Consider the following 16,752-nt stretch of genomic DNA (forward strand, 5'->3'; position numbering starts at 1 on the left):
CTGGGTGTGTCGGGGGCGGCTGGCAAACGGTGCTACGCGTCGACCGTGGCCAGGCAGTGGCTGAGGTGGCGGTTGAGGTGGTTAACAGATGCGGTTTTTCCTATAAATTGGTATGATTGGAAAGTTCATATCTGACAACTAGGCGTTATCGAAATGCGGTCTGCGGCGCATTCCGGGTCGAAGCGCTTTAACTGCCGTACAGCTTGAGTGGTTCGAATTCCCATGTTCAACGCCCAGTATTTCCGTACTTACATGATGCTCGTCGAGACGGGTAGCTTTACCCAGACCGCGCGCAAACTCGACATGACCCAGCCAGGCGTCAGCCAGCACGTGCGCAAGCTCGAGGAGTATCTCGGCCGCTCCCTGCTCAATCGTCACGGCCGCCGTTTCTCGTTGACCGACCCCGGCCGTCGGGCCTACGACTATGCGGTCAAGCTGTTTGCCGAGCACGAACATTTCCGCCATTCGCTGGATGACGACTCTCCGGACAGCGGCGAGTGTCGGATCGCCTCTCCGGGTAGCGTCGGCCTGATGTTCTATCCGTTCCTGTTGGGTTATCAGCAGATGCATCCCGGGTTGACGGTCAACTACAGTTTTGCGTTCAACCATGAAATTGCGCATGACGTGGTGGCGGGGCGCTACGATGTTGGCATCGTCACCGAAATCAGCAAGCAGCCCGATCTGACCTTCGAGGCCTGGCACCAGGAGCCCCTGTGTCTGGTGGTTCCGGCGGATTTCACGGGAACCACCTTCAGTGAGCTGCTGGCGTTGGGGTTCGTCAATTACAACGATGGCAATACCAATGCGAGTCTCCTGCTGCGGAGCAACTTCGGCAGCGAATTTCGCAGCATGAGCCATTTCCCGCGCCAGGGTTTCACCAACGAAGTGGGCCAGGTGCTGGATGCGGTGGCCCGCGGGCTGGGATTCACGGTGGTTTCCCGGCCCGTACTGGAAACCTCGCCATGGCAGCGCCAGGTCAAGGAAATGACATTGTCGCAGCCGGTCTACGAGACACTGCACCTGGTATCGCGGACGGATGTCGAGCTGCCCAAACGCTATCGCCAGTTGCTGGAGTCGTTTCGCCAGCAGCGTCTCAATGCTCTCTACGGCTACAGTGATCTTCCCACGCTGGAGACGACGGGAAGCGAAGAGGTCTGATAGCTGCGGCGCGCTCACTCGGTGCGTCGTCTACCGGATACTCGTTGGAATCGAGAACGGCCGCTCATCGAGCGGCCGTTCTGGTTTTTGCTAATGCAGCGTCAATCTATGACGCATCGCGGTAGGCATCGATCGGCGGGCAGCTGCAGATCAGGTTGCGGTCGCCGAAGACGTTGTCGACACGATTGACGGCCGGCCAGTACTTGGCATCGCGCACGGCTTCCGTGGGGAAGACCGCCCGCTCGCGGGAGTAGGGGCGTTCCCAGCTCTCCTCGGTGATATCCGCCATGGTATGGGGCGCCATCACCAACGGGTTCGAATCCTTCGGCCATTCGCCGGACTCGACTCGCGCGATCTCTTCACGGATGGCGATCATGGCATCGCAGAAGCGATCGATCTCGTAGCGGGATTCGGATTCGGTCGGCTCGACCATCAGTGTCCCGGCAACCGGGAAGGACATCGTCGGGGCGTGGAAGCCGTAGTCCATCAGGCGCTTGGCGATATCCTCTTCGCTGATACCCGACGTCGTCTTGAGCGGACGCATGTCGAGAATGCACTCGTGAGCGACCGTGCCATTGGCGGCCTGGTAGAGCACCGGATAGTGCGGCGCCAGCCGCTTGGCGATGTAGTTGGCATTGAGGATGGCCAACTCGGTCGCTTCGCGCAGACCACGAGCGCCCATCATCTTGATGTACGCCCAGGAGATTGGCAGGATCGAAGCGCTGCCGAAAGCGGCAGCCGAGACGGCGCCCGAGTCCTTCTCGATCCCTTCCTGCGGGGTCACGACGTGATTGGGCAAATGGGGGGCCAGATGCCCCTTGACGCCGATCGGACCCATGCCCGGGCCGCCGCCGCCATGCGGAATGCAGAACGTCTTGTGCAGATTGAGGTGCGAGACGTCGCCGCCATAGTCCCCGGGGCGGCACAGGCCGACCTGGGCGTTCATGTTGGCTCCGTCGATGTAGACCTGGCCGCCGTTGTCGTGAATGAGCTGACAGGCCTGGCGGATATTCTCCTCGAACACGCCATGGGTCGAGGGATAGGTCAGCATGATCGCGGAGAGATTGTCGCGATGCCGGGTAGCCTTGGCCTCGAGATCGGCCATGTCGATGTTGCCGTCCCGATCGCATTCGACGACGACGACTTTCATCTGCGCCATCGCGGCAGAAGCGGGGTTGGTGCCATGCGCCGAGCTGGGAATCAGGCAGATATCGCGATGACCTTCGCCGATGGCGGCCTGGTAGCGGCGAATGGCGACCAGCCCGGCGTACTCACCCTGGGCGCCGGAGTTCGGCTGCATCGAGATGCTGTCGTAGCCGGTGATCTCGATCAGGAAATCGCTGAGCTCGGTGATCATCTGGCGGTAGCCGGACGTCTGTTCGCTGGGCGCGAACGGATGAATGTTGGCGAATTCCGGCCAGGTGATCGGAATCATTTCGCTGGTGGCGTTCAGCTTCATCGTGCATGAACCCAGCGGGATCATCGCGTGCGTGAGCGACAGGTCGCGATTTTCCAGCCGCTTGAGATAGCGCAGCATTTCGGTCTCGCTGCGGAAACGCTGGAAATTGGGATGCTGGAGAAACTCGCTGTCGCGACGGTAGGCGGTCGGAATCCCGCTGGCGCCGCGCTCGACGGCCTCCCGGTCGAGCTCGCTCACCGACAAACCATGCTCTTCGCCGATCAGCACGTCGAACAGTGCCGCCAGGTCGGCGGCGGTGGTGGTTTCGTTGAGACTCACGCCGACCTCGCCATCGGCGGGGTAACGAAGATTGATCTCGTGGGTCAGGGCGCGTCCCTGGATGCGATGACTGTCCACGCCGGTCAATGTCAGCGTATCGAACCAGCTGTCGTGCTTGAGGGTGATGCCATGGCGTTCGAGACCCGACGCCAGCAGCGTGGTCAGGCGGTGAATGCGGCCGGCGATGGTGCGGAGACCCTCGGCACCATGGTAGACGGCGTAGAAGCCCGCGATGTTCGCCAGCAGCGCCTGCGCGGTACAGATGTTGGACGTGGCCTTTTCGCGGCGGATGTGCTGCTCGCGTGTCTGCATCGCCATGCGCAGCGCCGGTCGTCCACGGCTATCCTTGGAGACACCGATGACGCGGCCCGGTAGCGAACGCTTGAGCGCCTCGCTGGTTGCAAAGAAGGCTGCATGTGGGCCGCCGTAGCCCATGGGGACGCCGAACCGCTGGGAATTGCCCAGCACGATATCGACACCCATGGCGCCTGGCTCCTTGAGCATGACCAGGCTCATCAGATCCGCCGCCACGCAGGTCATGATCTGGCGCGAGCGCGCCTCGGCAACGATGCCTTCGATGTCACCGATATCGCCGTCGACACCCGGGTATTGCAGCAGGGCGCCGAACACGTCTTCCTCGGCGAGCCGGGGCGCAGGGGCCACGACCAGTTCGAAGCCCAGGTAGGCCGCGCGCGTGCGCAGGACGTCCAGGGTCTGCGGCAGCACGTTGTCCGCCACAAAGAAGCGCTGGCTCTTGTGCTTCTTGTTCGCACGCCGGCACAGCGCCATCGCCTCGGCAGCCGCCGTCGCTTCATCGAGCAGCGAGGCGTTGGCGATGGCCATGCCGGTCAGGTCCATTACCATCTGCTGGAAGTTGAGCAGCCCTTCGAGACGCCCCTGGGCAATCTCCGGCTGGTAGGGCGTATAGGCAGTATACCAGCCCGGGTTCTCCAGCACGTTGCGCTGGATCACCGCCGGGAGATGCGTCGGATAGTAGCCTTGGCCGATGTAACTCTTGAACACCTTGTTCTGCCGTGCCAGACCCCGCAGATAGTCCAGCGCCTCTGATTCTCCGCGCGGACCATCCAGGGCCAGATCGCCTTCGAGACGAATCCCCTTGGGTATGGTTCGATCGATCAGTGTCTTCAGCGATGGCATATCGAGCGTCTTGAGCATCTCGCTGATATCGCTGGGCGCAGGACCATTGTGGCGCTGAAGAAAGTCGGCGTGATTGGCCAGGTCGGTTAACGGTCGAGTCTCGGTGGGCATGATCTATCCGGCGAGGTTGGCAGGGAAGGGAAATCGACCGCTCGATGGCTCGCCACCGAACGGTCACGGCTTGAGGGCATGGAGGAGAATGATCAGCTGTCCTGATCTTCCTCGGCGGCGACCAGACCGGAGTAGGCCTCGGCCGACATCAGCGATTCCAGATCGCTCTGGTCCGCCAGTTGCAGCTTGAGTATCCATCCTTCGCCATAAGGGGAGTCGTTGACGGTCTCGGGACTGTCCTCCAGTGCTTCGTTGACCTCGACGACTTCACCCGCCAGCGGCGAGTAGAGGTCGGACGCGGCCTTGACCGACTCGATGACGCCGAATTCGTCGCCCGCATCCAGTTCGCGGCCCGCTTCCGGCAATTCGACGAAGACCACGTCACCCAGCGCTTCCTGAGCGTGATCGGTAATGCCGACGGTCACCGTACCGTCGCCGTTGTCCAGCACCCATTCGTGGCTATCGGTATAGAGCAGGTTGTTGGGGATTTCGCTCATGAAGGTTTCCTATACGAAACAATTTTCGAGTCAGGTAATTTTGGTGGGCATTATGCCTCAATGTGGCGTCGATTGGCATAGCCCCACATGCTTCCCGCTCAAGGAACAGGAATCGCGCTACTAGATTGAGCCCAGATCCGGGAAACGTCCAGTCTCGTAAGGAGGGTTTCCGTCCCTCGTGGCGTGGCTGCGCACTTTCGATGCAGCGACTCCGGCCAGTCATCGGTGCCAGGAAGCGCCATCGGAAGATGGTGTCGGAAATTTGGTGCCTGGCGCTTTCCCTCGAAGCCGGGAGTACGTGTTTCTTATTGGAAACAAAAGAGGCTTTTCGCTAAGGTAGCCAACGACACGCCGAGGCCCATGCAAGAGGGGTAAAGGCTTTGGGATCATTGTGGATGCGTAGTGGAATCCTCTATCGTTGCCACGTTTTGGCCATCCATGAGCGTTCGTGGCTATTGCGGCACGCTCTGGCCTGTTCGACAGCGACAACAACCCAATAAATGGAGTTCGACGTGGATCAACTCACTACGATTTTCAGCGCTATCAACGGCGTGGTCTGGGGCCCGCTGATGCTGATTCTGCTGTTCGGGGTCGGTATCTACCTGCAACTGGGGCTCAAGTTGATGCCCATCCGCAAGCTTGGGCTCGGTTTCAGTTTGCTATGGAGCGGCCGCCGCAGCGAGGCCGACAGCCACAACGACGGCGAGATATCACCGTTCAATGCGCTGATGACGGCGCTTTCGGCCACGATAGGGACAGGGAATATTGCCGGTGTGGCCACGGCCATCGCGCTCGGCGGCCCGGGGGCAGTGTTCTGGATGTGGCTGACTGCGCTGGTCGGCATGGCAACGAAATTCGCCGAAGCCGTGCTGGCAGTTCGGTATCGGCAGACGGATTCCCGGGGTGATCACGTCGGCGGGCCGATGTATTACATCCGTAACGGGCTGGGCAAGCGCTGGGCGTGGCTGGGCGGGATGTTCGCTTTCTTTGGTGCCGTGGCGGCTTTCGGTATCGGTAATACCGTGCAGGCCAATTCCGTCGCGGATGCATTGACGACGTCCTTCGGCGTGCCTGCCTGGCTGACCGGAGTCATCATCATGGTGCTCGCCGGTGCGGTCATTCTGGGGGGAATCAAGCGTATTTCCAGTGTTGCCGGCAAGCTGGTGCCATTGATGGCCGTGGCCTACTTCGCCGCCGGCATCGTCGTGCTGATCATCAATGCCGATCAGATCGGTAACGCCCTGGGCACGATTTTCGCGCACGCGTTCCAGCCCATCGCGGCCAGTGGCGGTTTCGCCGGCGCTGCGGTCGCAGCCGCCATCCGCTTCGGTGTGGCGCGGGGGATCTTTTCCAACGAGGCCGGTCTGGGTAGTGCGCCGATCGCGCATGCGGCCGCGCAGACGCGCAATCCGGTCCGTCAGGGGCTGATCGCCATGCTGGGCACGTTCATCGATACGCTGGTCGTGTGCACGATGACCGCGCTGGTCATTCTGACTTCGGTACACTGGCTGGACGGCGAAAGCGGCGCGGCATTGACCTCGCTGTCTTTCGATAGCGCGCTGCCGGGTATCGGCCAGCATATCGTCGCGATCGCGCTGTCGATATTCGCCTTCACGACGATCCTGGGCTGGTCGTTCTACGGCGAGAAGTGTTTTCAGTACCTGTTCGGCGACCGGGCGATTCTGCTCTATCGGATTCTGTTCGTGCTGGCGGTGCCGGTTGGCGCCATGGCAAAGCTGGATTTCATCTGGCTGGTGGCGGACACCTTCAATGCGATGATGGCGATCCCGAACCTGATCGCTCTGGCGCTGTTGTCCCCGGTCGTATTCAAGCTGACTCGCGATCACTTCGCCGGCAAGACCGTTCTGCCGGGAGAGGCGCTGGAAGGCCGTGATCGATAAGCATGACTTTTCTCTCTGCGCTTAACTGGAGACTTCGATGTCTACTATGAAACAGACCCCGCTGTTCGCGCTGCATCAAGAGCTCGGTGGCAAGATGGTGCCGTTCGCCGGCTACAGCATGCCCGTGCAGTATCCGCTGGGCGTCAAGAAGGAGCACGAGCACACGCGTCGGGCCTGTGGTCTGTTCGACGTCTCTCACATGGGCCAGGTGAGAGTGACCGGGCCTTCCCCCGCCGCGGCGATGGAAACCCTGGTGACCGCCGATGTCGTGGGGCTGGCCGAAGGCGGGCAGCGCTACGCCCTGTTCACCAACAGCGAAGGCGGCATCCTGGACGACCTGATGATCGTCAATCATGGCGATTCGCTGTACGTGGTTGTCAACGCGGCGTGCAAGGATCAGGACGTTGCGCTGATGCGCACTGGCCTCGGTACCGGCCATGACGTGGAAGTTCTGGATCGGGGCTTGTTGGCCGTGCAAGGCCCGCAGGCTCGCGACGTCATGCAGCGTCTCTGCCCGGCTGCCTGCGAACTGGTGTTCATGCAGCATGGCCGTTTCGAGGTGATGGGTCATGAGCTATGGATCAGTCGCAGCGGGTACACCGGTGAGGACGGGTTCGAGATTTCGGTACCGGCGGAGGCCACCGAAGCGCTGGCGCGCTGGTTCCTCGATCAGCCGGAAGTCGAGCCGATCGGCCTCGGAGCGCGGGATTCGTTGCGTCTCGAGGCCGGCCTCTGCCTCTACGGTCACGATATCGACACCACGACTACGCCCGTCGAGGCGAGTCTCTCCTGGGCCGTGGGCAAGCCGCGCCGGGTTGGCGGCGAGCGGGAGGCCGGTTTCCCCGGGGCCGATATGGTGCTGCATCAACTGCAAGCCAAGGACCACCGTCGCCGTCGCGTCGGATTGATCGGCGAGGGCCGGGCGCCAGTGCGGGAGGGTGCCAAACTGTTCGATGCGGATGACCGCGAGGTCGGACAGGTCACGTCGGGAAGCTTCGGGCCCAGCATCGGGGCGCCGGTCGCCATGGCCTACGTAGCGATCGAGGCGGCCGAGAAAGGCACGACACTCTATGCCGATGTCCGTGGCAAGCGGTTGCCGATGACCATCAGCGCGATGCCATTCGTGCCGGCCAACTACTATCGCGGATAATCGACGCAGGACTCGAAGCCGTCGAGTTCTATTTATACCGTTATCTTCCTTTACCTCCCCAAATCAGGGAGGCGTTTTTGTTTCCAGGTAGAGGCGCTGAAGCTGGAAAGGGTGGAGACGCTAAAGAATCCGTCGGAAAGTGAGACTGATACGAACGCCGTCGATCGCTCGCGGGGCTAATGCGTGTTGCCACCTGGCCTGGGCGCCGGGCCCCATCAGTAACAGGCTGCCGTGGGGCAACCAGACGTTGAAGGCGCGGCGAGGTGTAGCCGTCTTCTCCCGAAAACGAAGAGGGCGCTCGCTACCCAGCGACACCGAGGCCACGATCGGATCCTCGCCGAGTTCCGGCTCATCGTCGCTATGCCAGCCCATGCGCTGCTCGCCGTTGGCGTAGCGATTCAGCAGCACGCTATTGAAACCGGCCGACGGCATCTCGTGGGCCTGCAATAGCTGCTGAACCCGATCCTTAAGCTTTTCGATCTGCGAATGCCACGGCTGTGGCTGGAACGCACGCCCGGAGTAGCGATAGTGCGCATCATGGTCGCCCATCCAGCATTGGGAGCGCGGAATGACGTGCCGGCGTCCGTAAAGTTGAAGGGTTGGGGAGGTCCATTCGATTTGATGATCGAGCGCGAGACAGAGCCGGGAAGCCTCTTCTTCGTCGAGAAAATTCGGTAGCAGAGCCAGCATCGGCGACTCTTCGATGCGTTGCCAATCGTTGCTGTCCGGCTCGGACATGGCAGCGTTACCCGCCCCAGAAGAACAGGGCGGCCAGGCCGCTGCCCCAGGCCAGAGCGAATCCCAGCAGCGCCCCCACGATGACGTCGCTGACATAGTGCAGACCCAGCACCACGCGCGAGATCGCGATCAGGACGGCAAGCGGAATCACGATCGGCAGTAGCTGCGGAGTACTCGCGGCGGTCAGACAGCTGAACATCACCGCGTGCAGGGTGTGGCCGCTGGGGAAGCTGTAACGGTCGACCGGCGGCATCGTGCAGCGGATCGTATCGAAGGTGATGTAGGGGCGTTCCCGGCACAGCTGGGTCTTGAGCAGGCGATACACGAGAGCGGCAACGCTGGCCGTCAGCCCCCAGTGCGCCGCGATCAGCCATCCCTCCCGGCCCAGCAGGAGGGGTTGCAGCAGGGCGACTGCGACCCAGGCCGGCCAGTCGCCGAGACGGCTGACCAGACGGAATAGCCAGAGGGTCGGCGCGTGGCGAGAGAATTCCGCCAGCCAGTGGCTGAGCCGGCTCTCGGCGCGATCCAGCTGTTCAAACCTGAGACGTTGAGTGCGTGGCGGCATGCTGTGTTCCCTGGACCTGAATGAGATGGGCAAGAAAACGGTCGCCGATATGGGCCCAGCTCAGCCCCGAAGCGCGCTGGCGTGCCTGGCGACCCAGGCGGGCGTAGAGAGCGGGCTGCTGGCAAAGCTCGCTCGCTGCCTGGATGAAGCCATCGCGATCGTCCGGCGAGACCAGCCGCCCATCGACGTCATCGGTGATCAACTCCTTCGCTGCGGCATGATCGAATGCCACGACGGCGAGTCCGCTCGCCATCGCCTCTGGCACTACATTGCCGAAGGTTTCCGAGAGCGAAGGAAAGATGAACATGTCCGCGCTGGCGTAATGGCGCGCCAAGGCTTCTCCTTTCTGGAAGCCCGTGAACACGGCGTCGGGCAGTCGCTGGGCAATGCTCCTGCGAGCAGGGCCGTCGCCCACCAGCACTTGTACCAGCGACGGGTTGGCCCGCTGCATGGCCGCCATGGTGGTGGCCAGCAGTTCGATATTCTTCTCGCTGGCGAGCCGGCCGACATAAAGCGCCACCGGATCGTGCGGGCTGGCGCCCCATTGGCGTCTCAGTTCCGCATCCCGCCGTGAGGGTTGATAGCGCTCGGCGTCCACCCCCCGCGCCAGCACCGAGACGCGCCGGTAGCCATTATCCTCCAGGGCCTGACGCTGTGCCGACGTGGGCACCAGCGTCGCGTCGCAGCGATTGTGGAAGTATCGCAGACCGCGGCGGGCAATCGGAATGCTCCAGCCGAGGTGGTAATTACTGGCGTACTGATCGAAATTGGTGTGGAACCCGCTGACGACCGGTATCTGCAAGTGCCTTGCCGCATTCAAGGCTGACCAGCCGAGAGGACCTTCGGTGGCGATGTAGATGGCGTCGGGACGTTCCTGGCGCCAGAGCCGCACCAGCCGACGTCGGCACGGCCAGCCGACATGGACGTCGGCATAGATCGGTAGCGAAACGCCGCGGACGTGAACATCTCTTTCCGCCAGGGCATCACGCTCGCCACCCGCCGGATCGGGTCGGATCAGTTGCAGCGTGACGCCTTTGGAGACCAGGTGGCTGGCAAGTTGGCTCAGGGTGTGAGCGACGCCGTTGACCTCCGGCGCCCAGGTTTCACTGACCAGGGCTATGCGCATTTTGATGACTCCTTCCACGCCAGCGAAGCTGTCTGGATTCCCGACTCGCCGCCAACCGTAATCGATCTGGTTGTCGATCCTGCGGGGTACCGATGACGCCAATGTGTCAAGGTGATGACGAATGCGTGACACGCCGATTAGCGTAGCACGCGCGCGGGATCCACGGGCTTTCCGCCATGACGAAGGTCGAACAGCAGGTGATAGCGGCTGCTGCCGCTTTCCTGGCCGATGTCGCATAGCGGTGCCCCGCTGGAGACGGAGTCTCCTTCGGAGACCCTCAGCTTGTCGCAGAAGGCGTAGACGCTCTGCATGTTGTCGGCATGGTGGAGAATGACCACCTGACCCAGTTGGCGCATGCCGCTGGCAAACCGGACCTTGCCCGGCGCGGTGGCCTTGGCGACCGCCGGGGAGGGCGTCGACAGCATCATCGGCTGAAGGGTGCCGTGGGCATCACGACCGAAACGACGCTCGACGGCGTAGTTCGCCAATGGCCATTGCCATTGACGCGCCGAAGCGGGGAGCGGGCCGGGATCCGGAAGCGAGCGCGAAGCTGCCGGTGCTGACGCGGCACGACTGCCGCCGCTGCTCGAACCGCCGCCGATTGGCACCTGGATCAATTGCCCCACGGCCAGCCGGGAAGGGTCGATTCCCGTGTTGGCGGCCTGGACGCGCTGCGGGTCGGCACCGAAATAGCGGGCAATCGAATAGAGGGAATCACCGCGCCTCACCTGATAACGGTAGGGGCCACCGCCCGGCGCGCGTTCCTGCCGTGAGGGCAGCATCAGGCGTTGACCGATGGCCAGCCGCCGGGAGTCTACGCCAGGATTGAAGCGCTGCAGGCGAAGCAGTGGAATGCCGGCCTGATCGGCGATCTTGCCCAGCGTATCTCCGCGTTGCACCGTCACCCAGCCGCCCCCGTTGGAGATGCTGGCTCCGCCACCGCTCGCGCAACCCCCGAGCAGTAGAATCAGTCCCAGCAGTAGGAGGAGAGCGCCGCGTCTTTTTCCTGCCACCTTGCGTTCAACCATGTGTAGAAACGTTCCTTGTAATGGGCATCGTCGTAGCTCCCCTCTAGCATCCAGCCCGGCCTGTCGAGGCGTTGCGCGACCATCGCGATATCCTGCTCGCGGCCGCAGAGGAAATCCCAGAAATTGGGTGTGCCACGACGGTAGTGCAACGTCACGTCGATGATGCCGTCCAGGCGCGCCCCCAACAGCCCGATGACCTGGGCGACACCGCCGGCCTTGGGTCGCAACAGATGCCGATAGGGACTTTGCTGCTGGCGTTGCTTCTCCGGTGTGAATCGAGTCCCCTCGACGAAGTTGTAGATCGTCATGGGCATTTCCCGGGCATGTTCGCACATTCGCTGTGTCGCCCGGCGATCCCGCTCGGCCAGCCCGGGGCGGCGCGCGAGCTTTTCACGGCTGTAGCGACGCATGAACGGGAACTCGAGAGCCCACCAGGCCAGGCCGACGATGGGAACCAGGATCAGTTCCCGTTTGAGGAAGAACTTCGGCATGGCCAGGCGACCGGTCAATACGTAGAGCATGACGATGATATCGGTCCAGCTCTGATGGTTGGCCATGACCAGCCACCATTGGTTCGGCGAGAGCGACTCGGGAACATCGACTCGAATCCGTGGGTGAATCCAGTAGCGGATCCAGGCATTGTTGGTTTTCACCCAGGCGAGTGCGACCCAGTGCAATCCGCCGAGCACCCGCAGGCGCCAGCGCCGAATCGGTGTGACCAGTTTTACCGCCGTCAGCACGACCAGAGGCACGCCCCAGAAAAGCGTGTTGAGAACCAGCAACAGGACGCTGATGCACCCTTTCAGGGTCGACATGCCATTCTCCATCAATGACTTGGCTCAATGTTACTGGAATGTCGTCAGGCTGCACAGCGCGTCGGGTTCCCGTTCGCGGGGGCGACAGTGTACGGGATGGCGAGGGCGTGGCTGGGGGTGAACAGTGAGATTTGCCATTGTCGAAAAACTGACCAATTTAAGGTCAGCATGGGTAGGAACGACGACCGCTGCTATCCGTCACCGGAAATGCACAGCGTTATCCACAGAAGATGTGAATAATTCATGTCGGTGTCGGCTGGTTACGGATGTCGCAGGATCTCGGCAAGATCGCCTCTAAATTGATAGACTGCCGCCGTTTTTGCCTCCGTTCGCGATGAGGTGCCGTTCATCGAGCCGGATCGGTGCCAACTCGTCGGATGGGTTTCTCAACCGCTGCTGTCTGGAGAATGCCGTTGCGTTCATTACCCGCGACTCTACCGATTCTGTTTCTTTGCGAAATCAGCTTCCTTCTCGGGCACGGGTTGATCATGACGCTGTTGGGCGTACGGATGTCGCTGGAGGCGTTCCCGTCGCAGATGGCAGGTCTGCTCATGTCCTGCTTTTCGCTCGGTTTCGTCGCCGGTAGCTACTGGCTGGAAAAGCGCATCCGTAGCGTAGGGCACATTCGCGTATTCGCCGCCTGTGCGGCATTGCTGGCGGCCACGGCCATCCTGCACGGGCTCTGGGTCGATCCGTGGGCGTGGCTGGTCTGGCGCCTGTTCGGCGGCGCGGCGACGGCGGGGCTGCTGATGGTGATGGAGTCGTGGGTATCCGGCGAGTCGACCAACGAAAACCGAGGGCGGGTGCTGGGGTGGTATCTGGTGATCTCGACCCTGTCGCTGGCGGGCGGGCAGTGGATGCTCAACATGGCCGACCCCGGCACGTTCGTGCTGTTTTCGGTGGCCGGCATCCTGTTCGCGCTGTCGCTGGTGCCGCTGTCGATTCACCGTATCCAAGGTCCGCTACGCAGCAGCCATGACGTGTCGGCAAAGATCTCGATGCGAACGTTGCTGGCGCGCGCACCGGTGGGCCTGGTCGGCGCGTTCGTGGCAGGGTTGATGGTGCAGGCCTTCTTCGCCATGACGCCGTACTACGGCCAGGAGATCGGGCTGACCACTGCGCAGACGGCGAAGTTCATGTCGATCACGACCCTGGTGGCCCTCATCGCCCAATGGACGCTCGGGCGGATTTCGGATCGTTTCGACAGGCGCAAGGTCATCCTGTGCATGGCGCTGGTGATGACCATCTCGGGCATTCTGATCGTGTTTGCCGCACGATCCAGCTACTGGCTGCTGGTTTTCGTGGCCAGTTTCCACACCGCGATGCTGCATACGCTCTACTCGCTGAGCCTGGCGCATACCCACGACTGGCTGGAGCCCGAGGAGACGATCCAGGCCAATGCCAAGATCCTGATGTGCTACGGGGTAGGCTCGATCGTCGGCCCGTTCAGTGCGTCTCTGTTGATGCAAGGGATGGGGCCGGACGGTCTCTGGCTGTTCCTGGGCGCAGCGGCGCTGGGCCTGGCTCTGTTCATCGTCTATCGGTTGTGGCGCCGCGAACCGGTCATGGCGCCAGAGGAGCAGGAGCCTTACACCCCGTTGGTGCCGATGGTGGAATCGACGCACTACATCAACGAACTGGACCCACGGCATGGGCCTTATCAGTATGAGCTGGATCTGGAGGGCGAGCCGGACCTGACCCTCGATGAGCCATCGGCTCAGCCGGCGTGAGTATCGGCCCGACAAGCATCCATGACGGGAAAGCTCTGGACATGACGGAAAAGCATCCCAGGAACGACAAAAAGCCGGCTCGCGCCGGCTCAGACTGCTGACAAAGCTCTGGCGTCTTCGCCGGAGCTTTGTTGTTATTGGCAGACCCGTTTTCGCTGCAGCTGCCGACATGCTCAAAGATCCTTCCCCACAACAACATGAACTCGAGATGGTCACGCTCGAGGAGCTGGTTCCCCACAACCACCTCCTGCGCCAGATCGATGCCGCGCTCGACTTCACCTTCATTCGCGACAGGGTGCGTCATCTCTACTGCGCCGATAACGGCCGGCCCGCACTCGATCCGGTACTGCTGTTCAAGGCGCTGTTCATCGGCTATCTGTTCGGCGTTCGCAGCGAACGCCAACTGATGCGCGAGATCCAGGTCAACGTCGCCTATCGCTGGTTTCTGGGGCTGCGACTGACCGACAAGATACCCGACGCCTCGACGATCAGTCAGAACCGGCGCCGCCGGTTCTCCGACAGTACGATCCATCAGGAGATCTTCGACACCGTGGTCGAGCAGGCCATCGCGCAGGGACTGGTCGGCGGCGAGGTACTGTACACCGACAGCACCCATCTCAAGGCCAACGCCAACAAGCATCGCCTCGAGCGACGCGAAGTCGAAACGAGCACGCAAGATTATTGGGAAGCGCTGGATGTGGCGGTCGAGGAGGATCGCGCTCAGCAGGGAAAAAAGCCCTGACGCCGCGTGCCAAGGCACCGGCGACGACCGAGAAGAAGATCAGCCTCACCGATCCCGATAGCGGCTACATGGTGCGCGACGGCAAGCCTACCGGCTTCTTCTACCTGGATCACCGCACCGTTGACGGCAAATGCGCCATCATCACCGATACCCATGTGACGCCGGCGAGCGTGCATGACAGTGTTCCCTATCTGGCAAGACTCGATCATCAGTGCCAGCGCTTCGGACTCAACCCCATCGGTGTCGGCCTCGATGCTGGCTACTTCACGGCCGCCATCTGCCACGGGCTGGAAGCGCGCAGTCTCTACGGCGTCATCGGCTATCGCCGACCCAGCAAACTCAAGGGTTATCTGCCGAAGCGACTGTTCACTTATGAAACGCAGAGCAACACGTATCAGTGCCCGGAAGGCCACTCCCTGACCTACGCCACGACCGATCGCAACGGCTACCGCCATTATCGCAGCGACCCCATAATCTGCCGGGACTGCCCTCGACTCGCATCCTGTACCCGTAACGCTAAACAGATCAAAACCGTCACGCGACATGTGTGGCAGGACGACAAGGATCGGGTGGATGCCCGACGGCTGACGGAGCCGGGCAAGAAGCTCTACAAACGCAGGAAAGAAACGGTGGAGCGCAGCTTCGCCGATGCCAAACAGCTACATGGGCATCGCTATGCGCGAATGCGTGGGCTAAAGCGGGTGAGAGAGCAGTGTCTGCTAGCCGCCGCGTGCCAAAACCTCAAGAAGATAGCGCTGGCGCGATGGCGCCGGCTTTTTAGCGCGATTTTGAGCTACCTGAAGGCGTATCAGAGCCCTCAGGGCGTGTTCTCTCGGCTGACATCGCAACAGCGCGTTATGCCGATTGCATGGCGACGGTGTGGGTAGTGCCATCCTGAAAACAACGAACCCACCGAAATCGGTGGGTTCGTCAGCAGTCTGAGCCGGCTCGCGCCGGCTTTTTTGGATCTTCGCTTCCGCCTGTCTCGATTAGACGCTTTCCGGCATCAGTGCCTTGTCCTGCACGTACTGGTCGAATTCGGTGAAGCCACCGATATGCGTCTGATCGACAAAGATCTGTGGCACGGTTTCCACCGGCTTGCCGATCGTCTTTTCCATGTCGGCCTTGGTGATGCCTTCAGCGTGGATGTCGATATAACGGTAATCGAAGTCTTCGCGAGCTTCCTTCAGCTTTTCGGCCAGATCTTTGGCGCGAACGCAAAACGGGCAACCGGGACGGCCGAAAATGACGGTCAGCATCGGTGATTCTCCTGTATCGGATTATGTATAGGCCTGAAAACGAGATGGGGCTTATTCTTTCGTATTAAACCCCGTCGGCCCAATAGAGTCTTTCTACGTGCATCATTGCGCGCCGCTATAAGCTTCATGGTGTCTGCCACCTTGAAGATCGTCAGTGGCGCGGTAACTCGAGACCGTGGCTGAACTGCGGGGTCATGGCGCCACGGGACGCCCTGCATCGGCACCACGCAGCAGGTCTCCCAGCGCACCGTGGATACCGGGAGCGCTGACCAGCAGATTCTCGCCGTAGAGTTCGACGGGGAGTCCTTCCGGACATTCGTAGAGGTGGCTCGTGCTGGCGCCGGCCTCCCGCGCGATGAGCAGCCCGGCGGCAAAATCCCATGGCGAGACGCTCTCGTAGTAGGCGTCCAGTTGGCCGCAGCCGACATGGCAAAGGTCGAGGGCGGCGGAGCCGTTACGCCGCACGTCGCGGCAGGCATGGACGACGTGATTGAGTCGCCTGATCAGCGGGGCGCGTTTGTCGCGGGCGTACGGAAAGCCCGTCGCGACCAGGCTTCGCTCCAGTGTCGTCGGCCGACTGCAGTGCATCGATTCCTCGTTGAGCCGCGCCCCCTGGCCGCGCATGGCAGTGAAGGTTTCGCCGAGGAACGGTGCGTGAACCACGCCGAGCTGGACTTCCCCATCCACTGCCCAGGCGATCGATACGGCAACGTGAGCGTGCCCATAGGCAAAGTTGACGGTACCGTCGATGGGATCGACGACCCAGAGCGGGCCGCGCTGCTCGAGCTGACTGCGATCCGGCGCTAGCTCTTCGGTCAGCCTGGCTTCGCCGGGGAAGAGGGCTTCGAGTTCCTCGGCGATCATCTGGTCGACGGCCACATCCACCTCGGTCACCAGTTCGTCCCCACCCTTGTAATCGTGGGAAAAGTTCTGCTTCTGGCGTGCCTGGACGATCATGTCGCCGGCCCGGCGGGCGATACGGATCATCTGTTCGAGGCGTTGGGGGTGATTCACGTTGGGCTCCTGTCGGATGGGA

The 16,752-nt window shown here is 61.9% G+C and carries 14 protein-coding genes and 1 pseudogene; 6 read left to right on the top strand and 9 right to left on the bottom strand.

The features are described 5' to 3' along the window. Positions 1 to 222: 222 nt before the first annotated feature. Positions 223 to 1,158, top strand: coding sequence for a LysR family transcriptional regulator (locus R5R73_RS09615; protein WP_071230080.1), 936 nt, complete (start codon positions 223 to 225; stop codon positions 1,156 to 1,158). Between the two features lie 106 nt (positions 1,159 to 1,264). Here the strand turns inward: R5R73_RS09615 and gcvP are convergent, their stop codons facing one another. Together gcvP and gcvH are read right to left on the bottom strand one after the other, a co-directional pair. Further along, positions 1,265 to 4,165, bottom strand: a complete 2,901-nt coding sequence (gene gcvP / locus R5R73_RS09620; RefSeq protein WP_322529533.1) for an aminomethyl-transferring glycine dehydrogenase — start codon at positions 4,163 to 4,165, stop codon at positions 1,265 to 1,267. A 92-nt stretch (positions 4,166 to 4,257) separates the two neighbouring features. Continuing rightward, on the bottom strand, positions 4,258 to 4,662 hold the full coding sequence (gene gcvH / locus R5R73_RS09625) for a glycine cleavage system protein GcvH (RefSeq protein WP_071230078.1): 405 nt from the start codon (positions 4,660 to 4,662) through the stop codon (positions 4,258 to 4,260). Positions 4,663 to 5,231: 569 nt separating this feature from the next. On the opposite strand from gcvH, the gene R5R73_RS09630 reads away from it, so the two are divergent. Next, positions 5,232 to 6,563, top strand: a complete 1,332-nt coding sequence (locus R5R73_RS09630; protein ID WP_416221236.1) for an alanine/glycine:cation symporter family protein — start codon at positions 5,232 to 5,234, stop codon at positions 6,561 to 6,563. A 37-nt stretch (positions 6,564 to 6,600) separates the two neighbouring features. Then, positions 6,601 to 7,713 (top strand): glycine cleavage system aminomethyltransferase GcvT, encoded by a 1,113-nt coding sequence (gene gcvT, locus R5R73_RS09635; RefSeq protein WP_071230077.1) that lies wholly within the window; start codon positions 6,601 to 6,603, stop codon positions 7,711 to 7,713. A gap of 120 nt (positions 7,714 to 7,833) precedes the next feature. On the opposite strand, the gene R5R73_RS09640 is transcribed toward gcvT, so the two are convergent. The 5 genes from R5R73_RS09640 to R5R73_RS09660 form a co-directional block, all read right to left on the bottom strand. Beyond that, positions 7,834 to 8,451 (bottom strand): alpha-ketoglutarate-dependent dioxygenase AlkB, encoded by a 618-nt coding sequence (locus R5R73_RS09640; protein ID WP_322529534.1) that lies wholly within the window; start codon positions 8,449 to 8,451, stop codon positions 7,834 to 7,836. A gap of 7 nt (positions 8,452 to 8,458) precedes the next feature. Further along, positions 8,459 to 9,016 carry a phosphatase PAP2 family protein gene (locus R5R73_RS09645; protein ID WP_322529535.1) on the bottom strand — a complete coding sequence of 186 codons (558 nt, stop codon included), beginning with the start codon at positions 9,014 to 9,016 and terminating at the stop codon, positions 8,459 to 8,461. Then, a complete protein-coding gene (locus tag R5R73_RS09650) occupies positions 8,985 to 10,142 on the bottom strand; it encodes a glycosyltransferase family 4 protein (protein ID WP_071230074.1) in 1,158 nt (385 codons plus the stop codon). The genes R5R73_RS09645 and R5R73_RS09650 overlap by 32 nt, the downstream gene beginning before the upstream one ends. A 137-nt stretch (positions 10,143 to 10,279) precedes the next feature. Further along, the gene (locus tag R5R73_RS09655) at positions 10,280 to 11,170 is read right to left on the bottom strand and encodes a murein hydrolase activator EnvC family protein (protein ID WP_110633365.1); all 891 of its coding nucleotides are present in this window, start codon (positions 11,168 to 11,170) and stop codon (positions 10,280 to 10,282) included. After that, the gene (locus tag R5R73_RS09660; protein WP_322529536.1) at positions 11,110 to 11,985 is read right to left on the bottom strand and encodes an acyltransferase; all 876 of its coding nucleotides are present in this window, start codon (positions 11,983 to 11,985) and stop codon (positions 11,110 to 11,112) included. Before R5R73_RS09660 ends, R5R73_RS09655 begins: the two co-directional genes overlap by 61 nt. A gap of 407 nt (positions 11,986 to 12,392) precedes the next feature. Here R5R73_RS09660 and R5R73_RS09665 point away from each other — a divergent pair, with 407 nt between their 5' ends. From R5R73_RS09665 to R5R73_RS09675, 3 genes and pseudogenes are all read left to right on the top strand, one after another. Then, the gene (locus R5R73_RS09665) at positions 12,393 to 13,715 is read left to right on the top strand and encodes an MFS transporter (protein ID WP_276231419.1); all 1,323 of its coding nucleotides are present in this window, start codon (positions 12,393 to 12,395) and stop codon (positions 13,713 to 13,715) included. A 208-nt stretch (positions 13,716 to 13,923) separates the two neighbouring features. Beyond that, positions 13,924 to 14,208 (top strand): annotated as a pseudogene (locus R5R73_RS09670) (transposase); the annotation flags it as partial. Beyond that, positions 14,154 to 15,344 (top strand): IS1182 family transposase, encoded by a 1,191-nt coding sequence (locus R5R73_RS09675; RefSeq protein ID WP_322529550.1) that lies wholly within the window; start codon positions 14,154 to 14,156, stop codon positions 15,342 to 15,344. The pseudogene R5R73_RS09670 and the gene R5R73_RS09675, both read left to right, overlap by 55 nt. A gap of 102 nt (positions 15,345 to 15,446) precedes the next feature. On the opposite strand, the gene R5R73_RS09680 is transcribed toward R5R73_RS09675, so the two are convergent. Beyond that, entirely contained in the window at positions 15,447 to 15,716 is a 270-nt protein-coding gene (locus tag R5R73_RS09680; RefSeq protein WP_071230072.1) for a GrxA family glutaredoxin, read from the bottom strand. 192 nt (positions 15,717 to 15,908) lie between these two features. Beyond that, positions 15,909 to 16,730, bottom strand: a complete 822-nt coding sequence (locus tag R5R73_RS09685; protein WP_322529537.1) for an inositol monophosphatase family protein — start codon at positions 16,728 to 16,730, stop codon at positions 15,909 to 15,911. Positions 16,731 to 16,752 lie beyond the last annotated feature (22 nt).

Origin of the sequence: Salinicola sp. LHM (assembly GCF_034479735.1) — a bacterium.
In the GTDB taxonomy this organism is placed as follows: Bacteria; Pseudomonadota; Gammaproteobacteria; order Pseudomonadales; family Halomonadaceae; genus Salinicola; species Salinicola salarius.